The sequence below is a fragment of the Escherichia sp. E4702 genome, assembly GCF_963883545.1.
Classification (GTDB): Bacteria; Pseudomonadota; Gammaproteobacteria; order Enterobacterales; family Enterobacteriaceae; genus Escherichia.
On record NZ_CAWORF010000017.1, the window covers coordinates 536,162 to 551,913 of the forward strand.

The window sequence follows — 15,752 nt, forward strand, 5'->3', positions numbered from 1 at the left end:
GCTAATGAGAGGCTTTACCCACATTTGGCTGGGTTAGGGTTGTCATTAGTCGCGAGGATGCGCAGAAGATCGGGTATTAACACCAGTACCGTAAGGTGCTGTCTAAGAAAGAAAAGGGTATTACATTGCTTAATCCGATCGTTCGTAAATTCCAGTACGGCCAACACACCGTGACTCTGGAAACCGGCATGATGGCGCGTCAAGCCACTGCCGCTGTTATGGTTAGCATGGATGACACCGCGGTATTTGTTACCGTTGTCGGCCAGAAAAAAGCCAAACCAGGTCAGGACTTCTTCCCTCTGACCGTTAACTATCAGGAGCGTACCTACGCTGCTGGTCGTATCCCGGGTAGCTTCTTCCGTCGTGAAGGCCGCCCAAGCGAAGGCGAAACCCTGATCGCGCGTCTGATTGACCGCCCGATTCGCCCGCTGTTCCCGGAAGGCTTCGTCAACGAAGTTCAGGTTATCGCCACCGTGGTTTCTGTTAACCCGCAGGTTAACCCGGATATCGTCGCGATGATTGGTGCTTCCGCAGCACTGTCTCTGTCTGGTATTCCGTTCAATGGTCCGATTGGTGCTGCCCGCGTAGGTTACATCAATGACCAGTACGTACTGAACCCGACTCAGGACGAGCTGAAAGAGAGCAAACTGGATCTGGTTGTTGCGGGTACTGAAGCCGCTGTACTGATGGTTGAATCTGAAGCTGAACTGCTGAGCGAAGACCAGATGCTGGGCGCAGTAGTGTTCGGTCATGAACAACAGCAGGTTGTTATTCAGAACATCAATGAACTGGTGAAAGAAGCCGGCAAACCGCGTTGGGACTGGCAGCCGGAGCCGGTAAACGAAGCGCTGAACGCGCGCGTTACTGCACTGGCTGAAGCTCGTCTGAGCGATGCTTACCGCATCACCGACAAACAAGAGCGTTATGCGCAGGTTGATGTCATCAAATCTGAAACCATCGCGACGCTGCTTGCTGAAGACGAAACCCTGGACGAAAACGAACTGGGTGAAATTCTGCACGCGATCGAGAAAAACGTTGTTCGTAGCCGCGTACTGGCAGGCGAACCGCGTATCGATGGTCGTGAAAAAGATATGATCCGTGGTCTGGATGTGCGTACTGGCGTGCTGCCGCGTACTCACGGTTCTGCGCTGTTCACCCGTGGTGAAACGCAGGCGCTGGTTACCGCAACGCTGGGTACTGCACGTGACGCGCAAGTTCTTGATGAACTGATGGGCGAACGTACTGACACCTTCCTGTTCCACTACAACTTCCCTCCGTACTCCGTAGGCGAAACCGGCATGGTCGGTTCTCCGAAGCGTCGTGAAATTGGTCACGGTCGTCTGGCGAAGCGCGGCGTGCTGGCAGTAATGCCGGATATGGACAAATTCCCGTACACCGTACGTGTTGTGTCTGAAATCACCGAGTCCAACGGTTCCTCTTCTATGGCTTCCGTGTGCGGCGCTTCTCTGGCGCTGATGGACGCAGGTGTGCCAATCAAAGCCGCTGTTGCGGGTATCGCAATGGGTCTGGTGAAAGAAGGCGACAACTACGTTGTACTGTCTGACATTTTGGGTGACGAAGATCACCTGGGCGATATGGACTTCAAAGTTGCGGGTTCCCGCGACGGTATCTCTGCACTGCAGATGGATATCAAAATTGAAGGTATCACCAAAGAGATCATGCAGGTTGCACTGAACCAGGCTAAAGGTGCGCGTCTGCACATCCTGGGTGTAATGGAACAGGCGATCAACGCGCCGCGTGGCGATATCTCTGAGTTCGCTCCGCGTATCCATACCATCAAGATCAACCCGGACAAGATCAAAGACGTTATCGGTAAAGGCGGCTCTGTTATCCGTGCCCTGACCGAAGAAACTGGCACCACCATCGAAATCGAAGATGACGGTACTGTGAAGATCGCAGCGACAGATGGCGAGAAAGCGAAACACGCGATTCGTCGTATCGAAGAGATCACTGCAGAAATCGAAGTGGGCCGCGTCTACAATGGTAAAGTGACCCGTATCGTTGACTTTGGCGCATTTGTTGCCATCGGCGGCGGTAAAGAAGGTCTGGTACACATCTCTCAAATCGCTGACAAACGCGTTGAGAAAGTGACCGATTACCTGCAGATGGGTCAGGAAGTACCGGTGAAAGTTCTGGAAGTTGATCGCCAGGGCCGTATCCGTCTGAGCATTAAAGAAGCGACTGAGCAGTCTCAACCTGCTGCAGCACCGGAAGCTCCGGCTGCTGAACAGGGCGAGTAAGGTTGCCATTTGCCCTCCGCTGCGGCGGGGGGCTTTTAACCGGGCAGGACGCCTTGTTAGCAACCGGGAACAGGACGTTCATTCAACCGTGGTCTTCGGGAGTGGGAAATGAAGCCTTTTTTGCGCTGGTGTTTCGTTGCGACAGCACTTACGCTTGCAGGATGCAGTAATACTTCCTGGCGTAAAAGTGAAGTCCTCGCGGTACCATTGCAACCGACTTTACAGCAGGAAGTGATTCTGGCACGTATGGAACAAATCCTTGCCAGTCGGGCTTTAACCGATGACGAACGCGCACAGCTTTTATATGAGCGCGGAGTGTTGTATGATAGTCTCGGTCTGAGGGCATTAGCGCGTAACGATTTTTCGCAAGCGCTGGCAATCCGACCGGATATGCCTGAAGTATTCAATTACTTAGGCATATATTTAACGCAGGCAGGCAATTTTGATGCTGCCTATGAAGCGTTTGATTCTGTACTTGAGCTTGATCCAACTTACAACTACGCGCACTTGAATCGCGGGATCGCATTATATTACGGCGGTCGTGACAAGTTAGCGCAAGATGATCTGCTGGCGTTTTATCAAGACGATCCCAATGATCCTTTCCGTAGTCTGTGGCTTTATCTCGCCGAGCAGAAGCTCGATGAGAAGCAGGCTAAAGAAGTGTTGAAACAGCACTTCGAAAAATCGGACAAGGAACAGTGGGGATGGAACATTGTCGAGTTCTACCTGGGCAACATTAGCGAACAAACGTTAATGGAAAGGCTCAAGGCGGACGCAACGGATAACACCTCGCTCGCTGAGCATCTCAGTGAAACCAACTTCTATTTAGGTAAGTACTACCTAAGTCTGGGGGATTTGGACAGCGCCACGGCACTGTTCAAACTGGCGGTTGCCAACAACGTTCATAACTTTGTTGAGCACCGATACGCATTGTTGGAATTATCGCTCCTGGGCCAGGACCAAGATGACCTGGCAGAATCGGACCAGCAATAGCTGACGTACACATCAGCCCGTAATCTTTTTTGATTGCCATCACCTTAACGGGTGAGGGCGTTGTTGTTCGTTAATACACCTACTTTGAGCCGGTTCACACTTTTCAATGAAAATTGCTGATCAATTTCATGATGAGTTATGTAGACTGGCCGCCATTAATTTTGAGGCACACGTACTACATGGCTGAATTCGAAACCACTTTTGCAGATCTGGGCCTGAAGGCTCCTATCCTTGAAGCCCTTAACGATCTGGGTTACGAAAAACCATCTCCAATTCAGGCAGAGTGTATTCCACATCTGCTGAATGGCCGCGACGTTCTGGGTATGGCCCAGACGGGGAGCGGAAAAACTGCAGCATTCTCTTTACCTCTGCTGCAGAATCTTGATCCTGAGCTGAAAGCACCACAGATTCTGGTGCTGGCACCGACCCGCGAACTGGCGGTACAGGTTGCTGAAGCAATGACGGATTTCTCTAAACACATGCGCGGCGTAAACGTGGTTGCCCTGTACGGCGGCCAGCGTTATGACGTGCAATTACGCGCCCTGCGTCAGGGGCCGCAGATCGTTGTCGGTACTCCGGGCCGTCTGCTGGACCACCTGAAACGTGGCACTCTGGACCTCTCTAAACTGAGCGGTCTGGTTCTGGATGAAGCTGACGAAATGCTGCGCATGGGCTTCATCGAAGACGTTGAAACTATTATGGCGCAGATCCCGGAAGGTCATCAGACCGCTCTGTTCTCTGCAACCATGCCGGAAGCGATTCGTCGCATTACCCGCCGCTTTATGAAAGAGCCGCAGGAAGTGCGCATTCAGTCCAGCGTGACTACCCGTCCTGACATCAGCCAGAGCTACTGGACTGTCTGGGGTATGCGTAAAAACGAAGCACTGGTACGTTTCCTGGAAGCGGAAGATTTTGATGCGGCGATTATCTTCGTTCGTACCAAAAATGCGACTCTGGAAGTGGCTGAAGCTCTTGAGCGTAACGGCTACAACAGCGCCGCGCTGAACGGTGACATGAACCAGGCGCTGCGTGAACAGACACTGGAACGCCTGAAAGATGGTCGTCTGGACATCCTGATTGCGACCGACGTTGCGGCCCGTGGCCTGGACGTTGAGCGTATCAGCCTGGTAGTTAACTACGATATCCCGATGGATTCTGAGTCTTACGTTCACCGTATCGGTCGTACCGGTCGTGCGGGTCGTGCTGGCCGCGCGCTGCTGTTCGTTGAGAACCGCGAGCGTCGTCTGCTGCGCAACATTGAACGTACTATGAAGCTGACTATTCCGGAAGTAGAACTGCCGAACGCAGAACTGCTGGGCAAACGTCGTCTGGAAAAATTCGCCGCTAAAGTACAGCAGCAGCTGGAAAGCAGCGATCTGGATCAATACCGCGCACTGCTGAGCAAAATTCAGCCGACTGCAGAAGGTGAAGAGCTGGATCTCGAAACTCTGGCAGCCGCACTGCTGAAAATGGCACAGGGTGAACGTACTCTGATTGTTCCGCCAGATGCGCCGATGCGTCCGAAACGTGAATTCCGTGACCGTGATGATCGTGGTCCGCGCGATCGTAACGACCGTGGCCCGCGCAGCGACCGTGAAGATCGTCCGCGTCGTGAACGTCGTGACGTTGGCGATATGCAGCTGTACCGCATTGAAGTGGGCCGTGATGATGGTGTTGAAGTTCGTCATATCGTTGGCGCGATTGCGAACGAAGGCGACATCAGCAGCCGTTACATCGGTAACATCAAGCTGTTTGCTTCTCACTCCACCATCGAACTGCCGAAAGGTATGCCGGGTGAAGTGCTGCAACACTTTACGCGCACTCGCATTCTCAACAAGCCGATGAACATGCAGTTACTGGGCGATGCACAGCCGCATACTGGTGGTGAGCGTCGTGGCGGTGGTCGTGGTTTCAGTGGCGAGCGTCGTGAAGGTGGTCGTGAAGGCGGTCGTAACTTCAGCGGTGAACGCCGTGAAGGTGGTCGTGGTGATGGTCGTCGTTTTAGCGGCGAACGTCGTGAAGGCCGCGCACCGCGTCGTGATGACTCTACCGGTCGCCGTCGTTTCGGTGGTGATGCGTAATTCACGCTGACCTGCAGAACTCTGCCGTAAAGTAAAATATACAGCCCCGATTTTAACAATCGGGGCTTTTTTTCTGTCTTTTGTACTCATGTACTGGTACAGTGCAATACATAACAACGCAGTCGCACTATTTTTCACTGGAGAGAAGCCCTCATGGCAACACTAACCACCACCCAAACGTCACCGTCGCTGCTTGGCGGCGTGGTGATTATCGGCGGCACCATTATTGGCGCAGGGATGTTTTCTCTGCCAGTGGTCATGTCCGGTGCGTGGTTCTTCTGGTCAATGGCGGCGCTGATCTTCACCTGGTTCTGCATGCTGCATTCCGGATTGATGATTCTGGAAGCTAACCTGAATTACCGGATCGGTTCGAGTTTTGACACCATCACCAAAGATTTGCTGGGCAAAGGCTGGAACGTGGTCAACGGCATTTCCATTGCCTTTGTGCTCTATATCCTGACCTATGCCTATATTTCTGCCAGTGGTTCGATTCTGCATCACACCTTCGCAGAGGTGTCGCTGAACGTCCCGGCACGCGCGGCGGGTTTTGGTTTTGCACTGTTGGTGGCGTTTGTGGTGTGGTTGAGCACCAAAGCGGTCAGCCGGATGACGGCGATTGTGCTGGGGGCGAAAGTCATTACCTTCTTCCTTACCTTCGGTAGCCTGCTGGGGCATGTACAGCCTGCGACATTGTTCAACGTCGCCGAAAGCAATGCATCTTATGCGCCGTATTTGCTGATGACCCTGCCGTTCTGCCTGGCGTCGTTTGGTTATCACGGTAACGTGCCAAGCCTGATGAAGTATTACGGCAAAGATCCGAAAACCATCGTGAAATGCCTGGTGTACGGTACGCTGATGGCGCTGGCGCTGTATACCATCTGGTTGTTGGCGACAATGGGCAACATCCCTCGTCCGGAGTTTATAGGCATCGCCGAGAAGGGCGGCAATATTGATGTGCTGGTACAGGCGTTAAGCGGCGTGCTGAACAGCCGTAGTCTGGACCTTCTGCTGGTCGTGTTCTCAAACTTTGCGGTAGCGAGTTCGTTCCTTGGCGTAACGTTGGGTTTGTTTGACTATCTGGCAGATCTGTTTGGTTTCGACGACTCGGCTATGGGCCGTTTGAAAACAGCGTTGCTGACCTTTGCCCCGCCTGTTGTGGGTGGCCTGCTGTTCCCGAACGGATTCCTGTACGCCATTGGTTATGCTGGTTTAGCGGCTACCATCTGGGCGGCAATAGTTCCGGCGCTGTTGGCCCGCGCATCGCGTAAACGCTTTGGCAGCCCGAAATTCCGCGTCTGGGGCGGCAAACCGATGATCGTGCTGATTCTGGTGTTTGGCGTTGGTAACGCACTGATCCATATTTTATCGAGCTTTAATTTACTGCCGGTGTATCAGTAATTGCACGAGCCGGATGAGTTGTTTTCATCCGGCAATATTGAACAAATACGCGAGATCGTATCAAATAAAACCCTGTTTATTATAAAGTTCTTCAGCGAGTGCTTCCCCGTTTTCATCAAAAAAAGCATCGGCGATAGTTAAATTTTCTGCCTTAGGATTTGCCGTTATTCTGCTACCATTGGCATCAAATTCGAGCGCGATAGCTGTCTCCGAACCCCACCAGTAATAATAAATTAGCGCAAAATTACTTTCACCCGGCGTAATAAATTTCTCGATTCCCCGCACACAGGCCATGAGTGGCATGAAGATTTCATAGCTCTCTGAGATAAATATGTGATCCATAGTGACTATCTGTGTTTCTTTATTAAAGTTGATATGTTCGGCATAAATATTCTTTTCACTGTCACCAGAATTACAAGCTGCAAGATTGTTAAGCATTTTTGCAGGATCGCCGTACAACCGCTGCTTCTCGATAAACCATGGCAACCAGTCGTCATAGTCTTTGATATTTGTTGCTGGTGAATGGAAAAACTTCTCGAGGTTACTCTCAGTAATATGTGCGTGAAGAAAAAAGGAAGCAGGTTCACTCATGATTATTTTCTCTGGTAATAAGTCGATTTATTCATATCCCTGTTCGGTGATGATAAAACGATTACTATTTTATAAAAGTACAGAACTGGACCTTTCCTCTATTTCATATCATAGAAAAATATATACTTGAACTTGGTCAGAATAAGCGGAATACGAAAATGGGGCGTAAAGGACTACTCGCTATTGTATTGTTGAGCTTGTTTATCGCTTTGATTTTAAAATTTTTCTGGCCCACCCCGCACGATGAACATGTTTTCCTGCCCGTTGAACAACCTGTCATATCGTCTTTAAAAATCATTCACCCCGGCGACCAGTTATTTATCCGCATTCTAAAAGCGGAAGATAAGCTTGAACTGTGGGCAAGCGCCAATAACAAGCCTTACGAACTCTACAAAACCTGGACTATATGCGCGTGGTCTGGTGGCTTAGGGCCAAAACACAAACAGGGTGATGGTAAAAGCCCGGAAGGCTTTTATGCCACCAACAAAGGGTTGCTTAACCCAAACAGCCGCTATCATCTGGCATTTAATATTGGTTACCCGAATGCTTACGATCGGGCAAACGGCTACACCGGTGATTTCATTATGGTTCACGGGAATTGTGTTTCGGCGGGCTGCTATGCCATGACCGATGCCGGTATTGAAGAGATTTATCAACTGGTGGCGCAGGCGCTAAACAGCGGGCAGAAGAGCGTGCCTGTCCATATATTCCCATTTACGATGAACGACGAAAATATGCGCCAGGCGCAAGCATGGCCGGAATATAATTTCTGGCGTATGTTGAAGCCCGGCTATGATTACTTTGAAAAAAATCACCGATTGCCAACCATCACCGTTGAAAACCGGCGTTATAAAATTAGCCCAACAACTCTTCCTTAACATCCATCGCCAGCTCAAACGAATGCAGGCGCGCCTGGTGGTCGAAAATCTGCCCGTTAACCATAATCTCATCGGCGTCGGTTTCGCGCAGGATCGACTGCAAGCCACGACGCACTTTCGTTTTATCGCCCACCAGCGACATACTCAGTGCCTGCTGCACGCCATACTGCTCGGACGGCGACCAGAACTGATCCATATTTTGAATCGGCGGCGGCAGTTGCCCGGTTTCGCCACGGCGCAGCTTCACAAAGGCTTGCTGCATCGAAGTAAACAGGAATTCGGCATCGCGGTTGCTGTCGGCAGCGATAATATTGATGCACACCATCGCGTACGGTTTTTCCAGCCGTGCTGACGGTTTGAAGTTGCTGCGATAAAGATGCAGCGCCTGGAACAGCATATCCGGCGCGAAGTGTGAGGCAAACGCGAACGGCAGACCAAGCTGCGCTGCCAGTTGCGCACTGTAAAGGCTGGAGCCTAGCAACCACACCGGGATTTTCTCACCATAGCCCGGTACCGGGCGCACATGCGGATTGGGATCGCGGGCGTCAAACCAGTCCACCAGCTCCGCGACATCGCTGGGGAAATTATCAATATCGCCGCTCATATGACGACGTAGCGCCATCATTGTCCGCTGATCGCTACCTGGAGCACGTCCCAGCCCTAAATCGATTCGCCCCGGATAGAGTGTATTAAGCGTGCCGAACTGTTCGGCAATGACCAACGGTGAGTGGTTAGGCAACATCACGCCGCCGGAACCCAGATGCAGCGTGGTGGTATTCGCCGCCAGATAGCCAATCAATACCGACGTTGCAGCACTGGCAATGCCGGTCATATTGTGGTGTTCAGCCAGCCAGTAGCGATGATAGCCGCGCTTTTCAGCCAGACGGGCGAGGTCGAGAGAGTGGGAGAACGCTTCTCGTGCTGAAGAACCTTCGGGAATGGGGGCCAGATCGAGTAGCGAAAACGGAATGGTTTTATCAGTCATAACAGCTCACTTTGTTACCGATTAATCTTTAATACTGCATTAAAGAGTAGTTAAAGTTGTTAACAAAGTGAGCTATATACTTACGCTTGCAGCTCCAGCCCGGCCAGCCGCCGCCAGTAGCCGTTACAGTCGCTGTTTGCCGTCAACGGTAGTGCCGCAGCGCCATTTTCATTAGCGCGGAAGGCGTCGAGCATCGCGAAAGTGTCAGTACCCTGCGGTGACAGGCGGACCACATCAACCAATCCCTGCATGGATGCCAGCTCGTTACCGAGGTTGTAAACGTAGCCGCTCATGGTCTGAATGCCGTTGAGTACAAACACTTGTTGGTTTTCCTGCGACAGCACGTTGCGCCCGTTCGGATACTTAATGCAGCAGGTTTCACACTCATCTTTCGGGCGGTCTTCCGAACGCGCGGTAAAGCAGCGGGCGGAGTAGGCCAGCGGCAGATGACCGTAGCTCAAGACTTCCACTTCAAACTGGTTGCGAATGCCCAACTCATCGCACTGATTAAGCAGATTCACCAGCCAGTCGCGGGAAAGCTCCACCGGCATACACCAGCGCATCATGCCCTGTTTAAGCAATATTTTCAGCGTCACCGCGTTGTAGCAGTTCAGCGCATGTCCGGCGACGAACGGCAGTTTGCGTTCAGCGCACATATTCACCACGCCGAGGTCGCTGGCTTCAATCAGAAACTCACCGTTCTCAACATAGCGTTTCAGTTCGCCCAGTTCAGAGGATGCCTGCACCAGCGCCAGCGTGGAGAGCACAATCTGCTTGCCACTCCCGGCGAGCGATTTTGCCATCTCCAGCCAGTCGCCAACTTTGGTTGCCCGGCGCTTGCTGCATACCGCTTCACCAAGATAAATCACGTCGGCGCTGCTGGCGGCGGCCTGCTGATAAAATTCTTCCAGCGTCTCTTTTGGCCAGTACCACAGCACTGGCCCTAAGGAATATTTCATTGCTTTTCTCACTGCCATTTACGGTGATACGCGCCAAGGGTGGTCTGCGTGCCTTCGGACATCGACCCGAGCGTCTCCATCCACGCGCTTTGCGGTATGAAGTTTTGCGGATCGGCCTTACAACGGTCGATAGCCTGACGCCAGACTTTCGCCACCTGGCTGACATACGCCGGGCTACGCTGGCGGCCTTCAATTTTCACCGAAGCAATATTCGCCGCCATTAACTCCGGCAGCAGTTCCAGGGTATTGAGACTGGTTGGTTCTTCAAGCGCGTGATAACGCTCGCCGTCCACCAGATAACGCCCTTTACACAACGTCGGATAACCTGCGTTTTCGCCGTCCTGATAACGGTCGATCAGCACTTCGTTCAGGCGGGATTCCAGCCCCTGCGGCGTTTGTTGCCAGCGCACGAAGCGGGCCGGAGAACACGCGCCCACGGTGTTGGGCGATTCCCCCGTCAGATACGACGACAGATAGCAACGCCCTTCCGACATAATGCACAGGCTGCCGAAAGCGAACACTTCCAGCGGTACAGGGGTAACACGCGCCAGTTGTTTTACCTGATGAATCGACAACACGCGCGGCAGCACCACGCGAGCAACGTCAAAATGGCGATGATAAAAGTTAATCGCCTCTTCATTGGTCGCCGAAGCCTGCACCGATACGTGACGCTCAATATGCGGGTATCGCTCGGCGGCGTACTCCAGCATGGCGAGGTCGGCGAGGATCAGCGCGTCGGCACCCAGCTGCGCCGCCATATCCACGGCGCGCTGCCAACGGGCGTAACCGTCCGGATGCGCAAAAGTGTTAATTGCGATGTGAAGTTTGCGGTGATGTTGATGAACAAAACTCACCGCTTCCTGCAATTTTTTCTCGGTAAAGTTAAGGCCGGCGAAGTGGCGGGCATTAGTATCATCTTTTAGCCCGATATAAACAGCATCTGCGCCGTTTTCGATGGCCGCCTTAAGCGCCGGGAGATTTCCGGCAGGGCAGAGCAGCTCCATAATTTTTCCTGAAGGTTGCGCAGTCAAAGCGCAAAAATGTTAACGAACTGGGATTTTAGTTAACCCTGCTGCGACAATTTTTGATTTAAGGCAGTTAAAGTTGTATTGGTGGTAGCTGCAATTTCATATGGAATTGTTGATTTATACCGCTATGTTATTTTTCCAATATGGCAAAATAGGATGATTGTTGAAGCAGGGAGTAAAACTCGTGTTGGATAAACTGCGTTCCCGCATTGTGCATTTGGGGCCATCTCTGTTGAGTGTACCGGTAAAACTGACGCCATTTGCGCTTAAACGCCAGGTTCTTGAGCAGGTCTTAAGCTGGCAATTCCGTCAGGCGCTGGACGACGGCGAGCTGGAGTTTCTTGAAGGCCGCTGGTTAAGTATTCATGTGCGTGATATTGACCTGCAATGGTTTACCTCGGTGGTGAATGGCAAACTGGTTGTCAGCCAGAACGCGCAAGCTGATGTGAGTTTTAGTGCCGACGCCAGCGATCTGCTGATGATTGCGGCGCGTAAACAAGATCCAGACACGCTCTTCTTCCAGCGTCGGCTGATGATTGAAGGCGATACGGAGCTGGGGCTGTATGTGAAAAACCTGATGGACGCCATTGAACTGGAGCAGATGCCGAAAGCCTTACGTATGATGCTGCTGCAACTGGCGGATTTTGTTGAGGCGGGAATGAAAACCGCGCCTGAAACCAAACAGACATCGGTAGGTGAACCATGCTAATTCGAGTAGAAATTCCCATTGATGCGCCGGGTATTGATGCCCTGCTGCGTCGTTCATTCGAAAGCGATGCGGAAGCGAAGCTGGTTCACGATCTGCGTGAAGATGGCTTTCTGACGCTGGGGCTGGTGGCGACAGATGACGAAGGTCAGGTCATTGGCTATGTGGCATTTAGTCCGGTTGATGTGCAGGGCGAAGACCTGCAATGGGTCGGCATGGCTCCGTTGGCGGTTGATGAAAAATACCGTGGACAGGGGCTGGCACGCCAACTGGTCTATGAAGGACTCGATTCGCTTAATGAGTTTGGCTATGCCGCAGTGGTGACGCTGGGCGATCCTGCGCTGTACAGTCGTTTCGGCTTTGAGCTGGCTGCGCATCACGATTTGCGTTGTCGCTGGCCGGGCACTGAAAGCGCCTTCCAGGTACATCGTTTAGCGGATGACGCGCTGAACGGCGTAACCGGGCTGGTTGAGTATCACGATCACTTCAATCGCTTTTAATCTCCGGGGTTTGCAGACTCCTTAATAGCTCTGCAAACCCTGCGCCTTCCGCTACCAGACGCTCTTTTTGCCGTTTGGTCAGTTGCTTAACGCGATATTCTGCCCGTAGCGCCAGCGAACGATCGCCCACTGGCGCGGAAAACGCCAGCGTTAGTTCACCTTTCCCGCGCAGTGCTTTCGCCCCTTTGCCGCTTTGGTGCTGCTGATAGCGGCGTTCGACATCCGTGGTGATCCCGGTATAAAGCTTATTGTCGGCGGTACGGATCAAGTAAAGAAACCAGGGTGTCATCGTCTGCGTCACATGTTAAGGTCTGGCCCACAGTATAAAAGAGAACAGCAATGGAAACACTCACCGCCATCAGCCGTTGGCTGGCAAAACAACATGTTGTCACCTGGTGTGTGCAGCAGGAAGGGGAACTGTGGTGCGCCAATGCCTTTTATCTTTTTGATGCGCAGAAAGTCGCCTTCTACATTTTGACGGAAGAAAAAACGCGTCATGCGCAGATGAGCGGGCCGCAGGCGGCGGTGGCCGGAACGGTAAACGGTCAGCCGAAAACGGTAGCGTTAATTCGCGGTGTGCAGTTTAAAGGCGAGATCCGCAGGCTGGAAGGTGAGGAAAGCGACCTTGCGCGCAAGGCGTACAATCGTCGCTTTCCGGTTGCCAGAATGCTGCCGGCCCCGGTGTGGGAAATCCGGCTCGATGAAATCAAATTCACCGACAACACGCTGGGCTTTGGTAAAAAACTGGTCTGGCTACGCGGCTCAGGCACCGAGCAGGCGTAACGCCTCGCGGTTAAACGCTGGCAGATCGTCCGGCGTCCGGCTGGTAACCAGCTGATCTTTATCGACCACTACTTCCTGATCGTAAAATTCCGCGCCCGCGTTTTTAACATCAATAATGATCGGTTTAACCGCGGTCAGTTTGCGCCCCCGAATCACATCGGCGCTGATCAGCAGCTGCGGGCCGTGACAGATGGCGAAAACCGGTTTGCCGCTATTCACAAAATCTCGGGTAAAGGTGACAAAACGGTTGTCGCCACGCAGATAATCTGGTGAATGACCGCCCGGTAGCAGCAGGGCATCAAACTCCGCTGGCGTCACTTCATCGATGGATTTATCGATGGTCACGCTGGCTTCTCCTTTTTTGCCTTTCACCGTTTTACCCGCTTGTTTTTCAATGGTAATCACTTCGTGTCCGGCTTTACGGAACTCGTCTGCGGGTGAAGTGAATTCTGAATCCTCAAATTCATCAGTGATTAAAACGGCAATCTTCTTACTCATGTTTCCTCCGCGTTGTTGCATTGGATGAGGCGAATTTCTCACGATCGGGGATAATTACCTCGTAGACTATTAAGCCTGGTGCATGTACCAGGGAGCGCAAGGCGGACAATTCTGTAAAGGAGCGAAGATGAGTCAGGTACTGATTACAGGCGCAACGGGGCTGGTGGGCGGTCACCTGCTGCGGATGTTGATTAATGAACCGAAAGTTAACGCCATAGCCGCGCCGACGCGACGCCCGTTGGGCGATATGCCAGGGGTGTTTAATCCCCATGACCCGCAACTGACCGACGCGCTGGCGCAGGTCACCGATCCCATTGACATTGTGTTTTGTTGTCTCGGCACCACGCGGCGAGAAGCGGGGAGCAAAGAGGCGTTTATTCATGCCGATTACACGCTGGTAGTGGATACCGCATTAACCGGGCGGCGGCTGGGCGCGCAGCATATGCTGGTGGTCAGTGCTATGGGTGCTAATGCCCACTCGCCGTTTTTCTATAACCGCGTCAAAGGGGAGATGGAAGAAGCATTAATCGCCCAGAACTGGCCGAAATTGACCATTGCTCGCCCGTCGATGTTACTGGGCGATCGTAGCAAACAGCGGATGAACGAAACGCTTTTTGCGCCGCTGTTCCGTTTGTTACCCGGTAACTGGAAATCCATTGATGCGAGAGACGTGGCGCGGGTCATGCTGGCAGAGGCGATGCGGCCCGAGCATGAAGGTGTGACTATTTTAAGCTCTTCAGAATTACGCAAAAGAGCTGAATAATTATTCCCAAGAATTGATAGTGAGCGTAATATTCACACGCTCAATTATCATAACTTATTCCTGGGGAATGCTATGACTGGTCAGTCTTCATCTCAGGCGGCAACGCCCATTCAGTGGTGGAAACCCGCGCTTTTCTTTCTCGTTGTCATTGCCGGTCTCTGGTATGTGAAATGGCAGCCTTACTACGGCAAAGCGTTTACTGCCGCTGAAACCCACAGTATTGGTAAATCTATCCTTGCGCAGGCGGATGCTAATCCGTGGCAGGCGGCGTGGGATTACGCGATGATCTATTTCCTCGCAGTATGGAAAGCGGCGGTGCTGGGGGTGATCCTCGGTTCGTTGATTCAGGTGCTGATCCCGCGTGACTGGTTGTTGCGTACGCTTGGGCAATCGCGCTTTCGCGGCACGCTGCTGGGAACGCTGTTTTCGCTGCCGGGTATGATGTGTACCTGCTGTGCGGCTCCGGTCGCGGCAGGGATGCGTCGCCAGCAGGTGTTGATGGGCGGTGCACTGGCATTCTGGATGGGGAATCCGTTGTTAAACCCGGCGACGCTGGTGTTTATGGGGTTTGTCCTTGGCTGGGGCTTTGCCGCGATTCGTCTGGTGGCGGGGCTGGTGATGGTGTTGCTGATTGCGACGCTGGTGCAAAAATGGGTGCGTGAAACACCGCAAACGCAGACACCGGTCGAAATTGACATACCGGAATCGCAGGGCGGTTTTTTTAGCCGCTGGGGCAGGGCGCTATGGACGCTTTTCTGGAGTACGATCCCGGTTTATATCCTTGCAGTACTGGCGTTGGGTGCAGCTCGCGTCTGGTTATTCCCCCATGCCGATGGTGCTGTCGATAACAGCCTGATGTGGGTGGTGGCGATGGCGGTAGCGGGATGCTTGTTTGTCATTCCGACGGCAGCAGAAATTCCGATTGTACAAACGATGATGCTGGCAGGTATGGGAACTGCTCCGGCGCTGGCATTGTTGATGACGCTTCCAGCGGTAAGTTTGCCGTCGTTGATAATGCTGCGCAAAGCGTTCCCGGCGAAAGCCTTATGGCTGACGGGGGCGATGGTGGCAGTGTCAGGCGTGATTGTCGGCGGGCTGGCGCTGTTGTTCTAATTTGAGGGAAAACATGTCGGATGCGGCCTTATCCGCCTACGGTTTGCATCGTTGTAGGCTTGATAAGACGTGGTAAGCGTCGCATCAGGCAACGGCAGTTGGATGCGGCGTAAACGCCTTATCTGACCTACGTTTTGTGTCGTTGTAGGCCTGATAAGACGCGGCAAGCGTCGCATCAGGCATAGNGAGTCGGATGCGGCGTAAACGCCTTATCC

The 15,752-nt window shown here is 52.7% G+C and carries 17 protein-coding genes; 11 read left to right on the forward strand and 6 right to left on the reverse strand.

Going from position 1 to position 15,752, the window contains the following annotated elements:
- Positions 1-125: 125 nt before the first annotated feature.
- The 5 genes from pnp to mtr all read left to right on the forward strand — a co-directional run bounded on the left by pnp (position 126) and on the right by mtr (position 6,733).
- Positions 126-2,261, forward strand: coding sequence for a polyribonucleotide nucleotidyltransferase (gene pnp, locus AACU94_RS11975; RefSeq protein ID WP_001592748.1), 2,136 nt, complete (start codon positions 126-128; stop codon positions 2,259-2,261).
- Positions 2,262-2,369: 108 nt separating this feature from the next.
- Positions 2,370-3,254 (forward strand): lipoprotein NlpI, encoded by an 885-nt coding sequence (gene nlpI / locus AACU94_RS11980; protein ID WP_000802080.1) that lies wholly within the window; start codon positions 2,370-2,372, stop codon positions 3,252-3,254.
- Between the two features lie 106 nt (positions 3,255-3,360).
- The gene (gene yrbN / locus AACU94_RS11985; RefSeq protein ID WP_010723222.1) at positions 3,361-3,441 is read left to right on the forward strand and encodes a protein YrbN; all 81 of its coding nucleotides are present in this window, start codon (positions 3,361-3,363) and stop codon (positions 3,439-3,441) included.
- Positions 3,434-5,335: an ATP-dependent RNA helicase DeaD gene (gene deaD, locus AACU94_RS11990; RefSeq protein ID WP_135385444.1), complete on the forward strand. Its 1,902-nt coding sequence runs from the start codon at positions 3,434-3,436 to the stop codon at positions 5,333-5,335. The genes yrbN and deaD overlap by 8 nt, the downstream gene beginning before the upstream one ends.
- 153 nt (positions 5,336-5,488) lie before the next feature.
- A complete protein-coding gene (mtr, locus tag AACU94_RS11995) occupies positions 5,489-6,733 on the forward strand; it encodes a tryptophan permease (RefSeq protein ID WP_135489486.1) in 1,245 nt (414 codons plus the stop codon).
- A 60-nt stretch (positions 6,734-6,793) separates the two neighbouring features.
- Here mtr and AACU94_RS12000 read toward each other — a convergent pair whose 3' ends face one another.
- Complete coding sequence (locus tag AACU94_RS12000; protein WP_130223794.1) at positions 6,794-7,324, reverse strand: cytoplasmic protein; 531 nt, start codon at positions 7,322-7,324, stop codon at positions 6,794-6,796.
- Positions 7,325-7,482: 158 nt separating this feature from the next.
- Between AACU94_RS12000 and AACU94_RS12005 the strand changes: the two genes are divergently transcribed.
- A complete protein-coding gene (locus tag AACU94_RS12005) occupies positions 7,483-8,202 on the forward strand; it encodes a L,D-transpeptidase family protein (RefSeq protein WP_135489487.1) in 720 nt (239 codons plus the stop codon).
- Here AACU94_RS12005 and AACU94_RS12010 read toward each other — a convergent pair.
- The 3 genes from AACU94_RS12010 to ubiU all read right to left on the reverse strand — a co-directional run bounded on the left by AACU94_RS12010 (position 8,180) and on the right by ubiU (position 11,150).
- On the reverse strand, positions 8,180-9,187 hold the full coding sequence (locus AACU94_RS12010) for a luciferase-like monooxygenase (protein ID WP_135489488.1): 1,008 nt from the start codon (positions 9,185-9,187) through the stop codon (positions 8,180-8,182). The genes AACU94_RS12005 and AACU94_RS12010 overlap by 23 nt on opposite strands.
- An 80-nt stretch (positions 9,188-9,267) precedes the next feature.
- Complete coding sequence (locus tag AACU94_RS12015; protein ID WP_135410501.1) at positions 9,268-10,146, reverse strand: U32 family peptidase; 879 nt, start codon at positions 10,144-10,146, stop codon at positions 9,268-9,270.
- Positions 10,147-10,154: 8 nt separating this feature from the next.
- Positions 10,155-11,150 carry a ubiquinone anaerobic biosynthesis protein UbiU gene (gene ubiU, locus AACU94_RS12020; protein ID WP_130204614.1) on the reverse strand — a complete coding sequence of 332 codons (996 nt, stop codon included), beginning with the start codon at positions 11,148-11,150 and terminating at the stop codon, positions 10,155-10,157.
- Between the two features lie 208 nt (positions 11,151-11,358).
- On the opposite strand from ubiU, the gene ubiT reads away from it, so the two are divergent.
- Together ubiT and AACU94_RS12030 are read left to right on the forward strand one after the other, a co-directional pair.
- Complete coding sequence (ubiT, locus tag AACU94_RS12025; protein WP_046081285.1) at positions 11,359-11,883, forward strand: ubiquinone anaerobic biosynthesis accessory factor UbiT; 525 nt, start codon at positions 11,359-11,361, stop codon at positions 11,881-11,883.
- The gene (locus tag AACU94_RS12030) at positions 11,877-12,380 is read left to right on the forward strand and encodes a GNAT family N-acetyltransferase (RefSeq protein ID WP_000908553.1); all 504 of its coding nucleotides are present in this window, start codon (positions 11,877-11,879) and stop codon (positions 12,378-12,380) included. The genes ubiT and AACU94_RS12030 overlap by 7 nt, the downstream gene beginning before the upstream one ends.
- Here the strand turns inward: AACU94_RS12030 and yhbQ are convergent.
- Complete coding sequence (gene yhbQ / locus AACU94_RS12035) at positions 12,367-12,669, reverse strand: DNA damage response exodeoxyribonuclease YhbQ (protein ID WP_130204616.1); 303 nt, start codon at positions 12,667-12,669, stop codon at positions 12,367-12,369. The genes AACU94_RS12030 and yhbQ overlap by 14 nt on opposite strands.
- 50 nt (positions 12,670-12,719) lie before the next feature.
- On the opposite strand from yhbQ, the gene AACU94_RS12040 reads away from it, so the two are divergent.
- Positions 12,720-13,163: a YhbP family protein gene (locus AACU94_RS12040; RefSeq protein ID WP_130259096.1), complete on the forward strand. Its 444-nt coding sequence runs from the start codon at positions 12,720-12,722 to the stop codon at positions 13,161-13,163.
- Here the strand turns inward: AACU94_RS12040 and yhbO are convergent.
- Positions 13,143-13,661: a protein/nucleic acid deglycase gene (gene yhbO, locus AACU94_RS12045; protein WP_000037608.1), complete on the reverse strand. Its 519-nt coding sequence runs from the start codon at positions 13,659-13,661 to the stop codon at positions 13,143-13,145. The two genes, AACU94_RS12040 and yhbO, sit on opposite strands and share 21 nt — an antisense overlap.
- A 127-nt stretch (positions 13,662-13,788) precedes the next feature.
- Here yhbO and AACU94_RS12050 point away from each other — a divergent pair, with 127 nt between their 5' ends.
- The gene (locus AACU94_RS12050; protein WP_000084526.1) at positions 13,789-14,424 is read left to right on the forward strand and encodes an NAD(P)H-binding protein; all 636 of its coding nucleotides are present in this window, start codon (positions 13,789-13,791) and stop codon (positions 14,422-14,424) included.
- A gap of 72 nt (positions 14,425-14,496) precedes the next feature.
- Positions 14,497-15,537, forward strand: coding sequence for a permease (locus AACU94_RS12055; RefSeq protein WP_135489489.1), 1,041 nt, complete (start codon positions 14,497-14,499; stop codon positions 15,535-15,537).
- Positions 15,538-15,752: the final 215 nt, after the last annotated feature.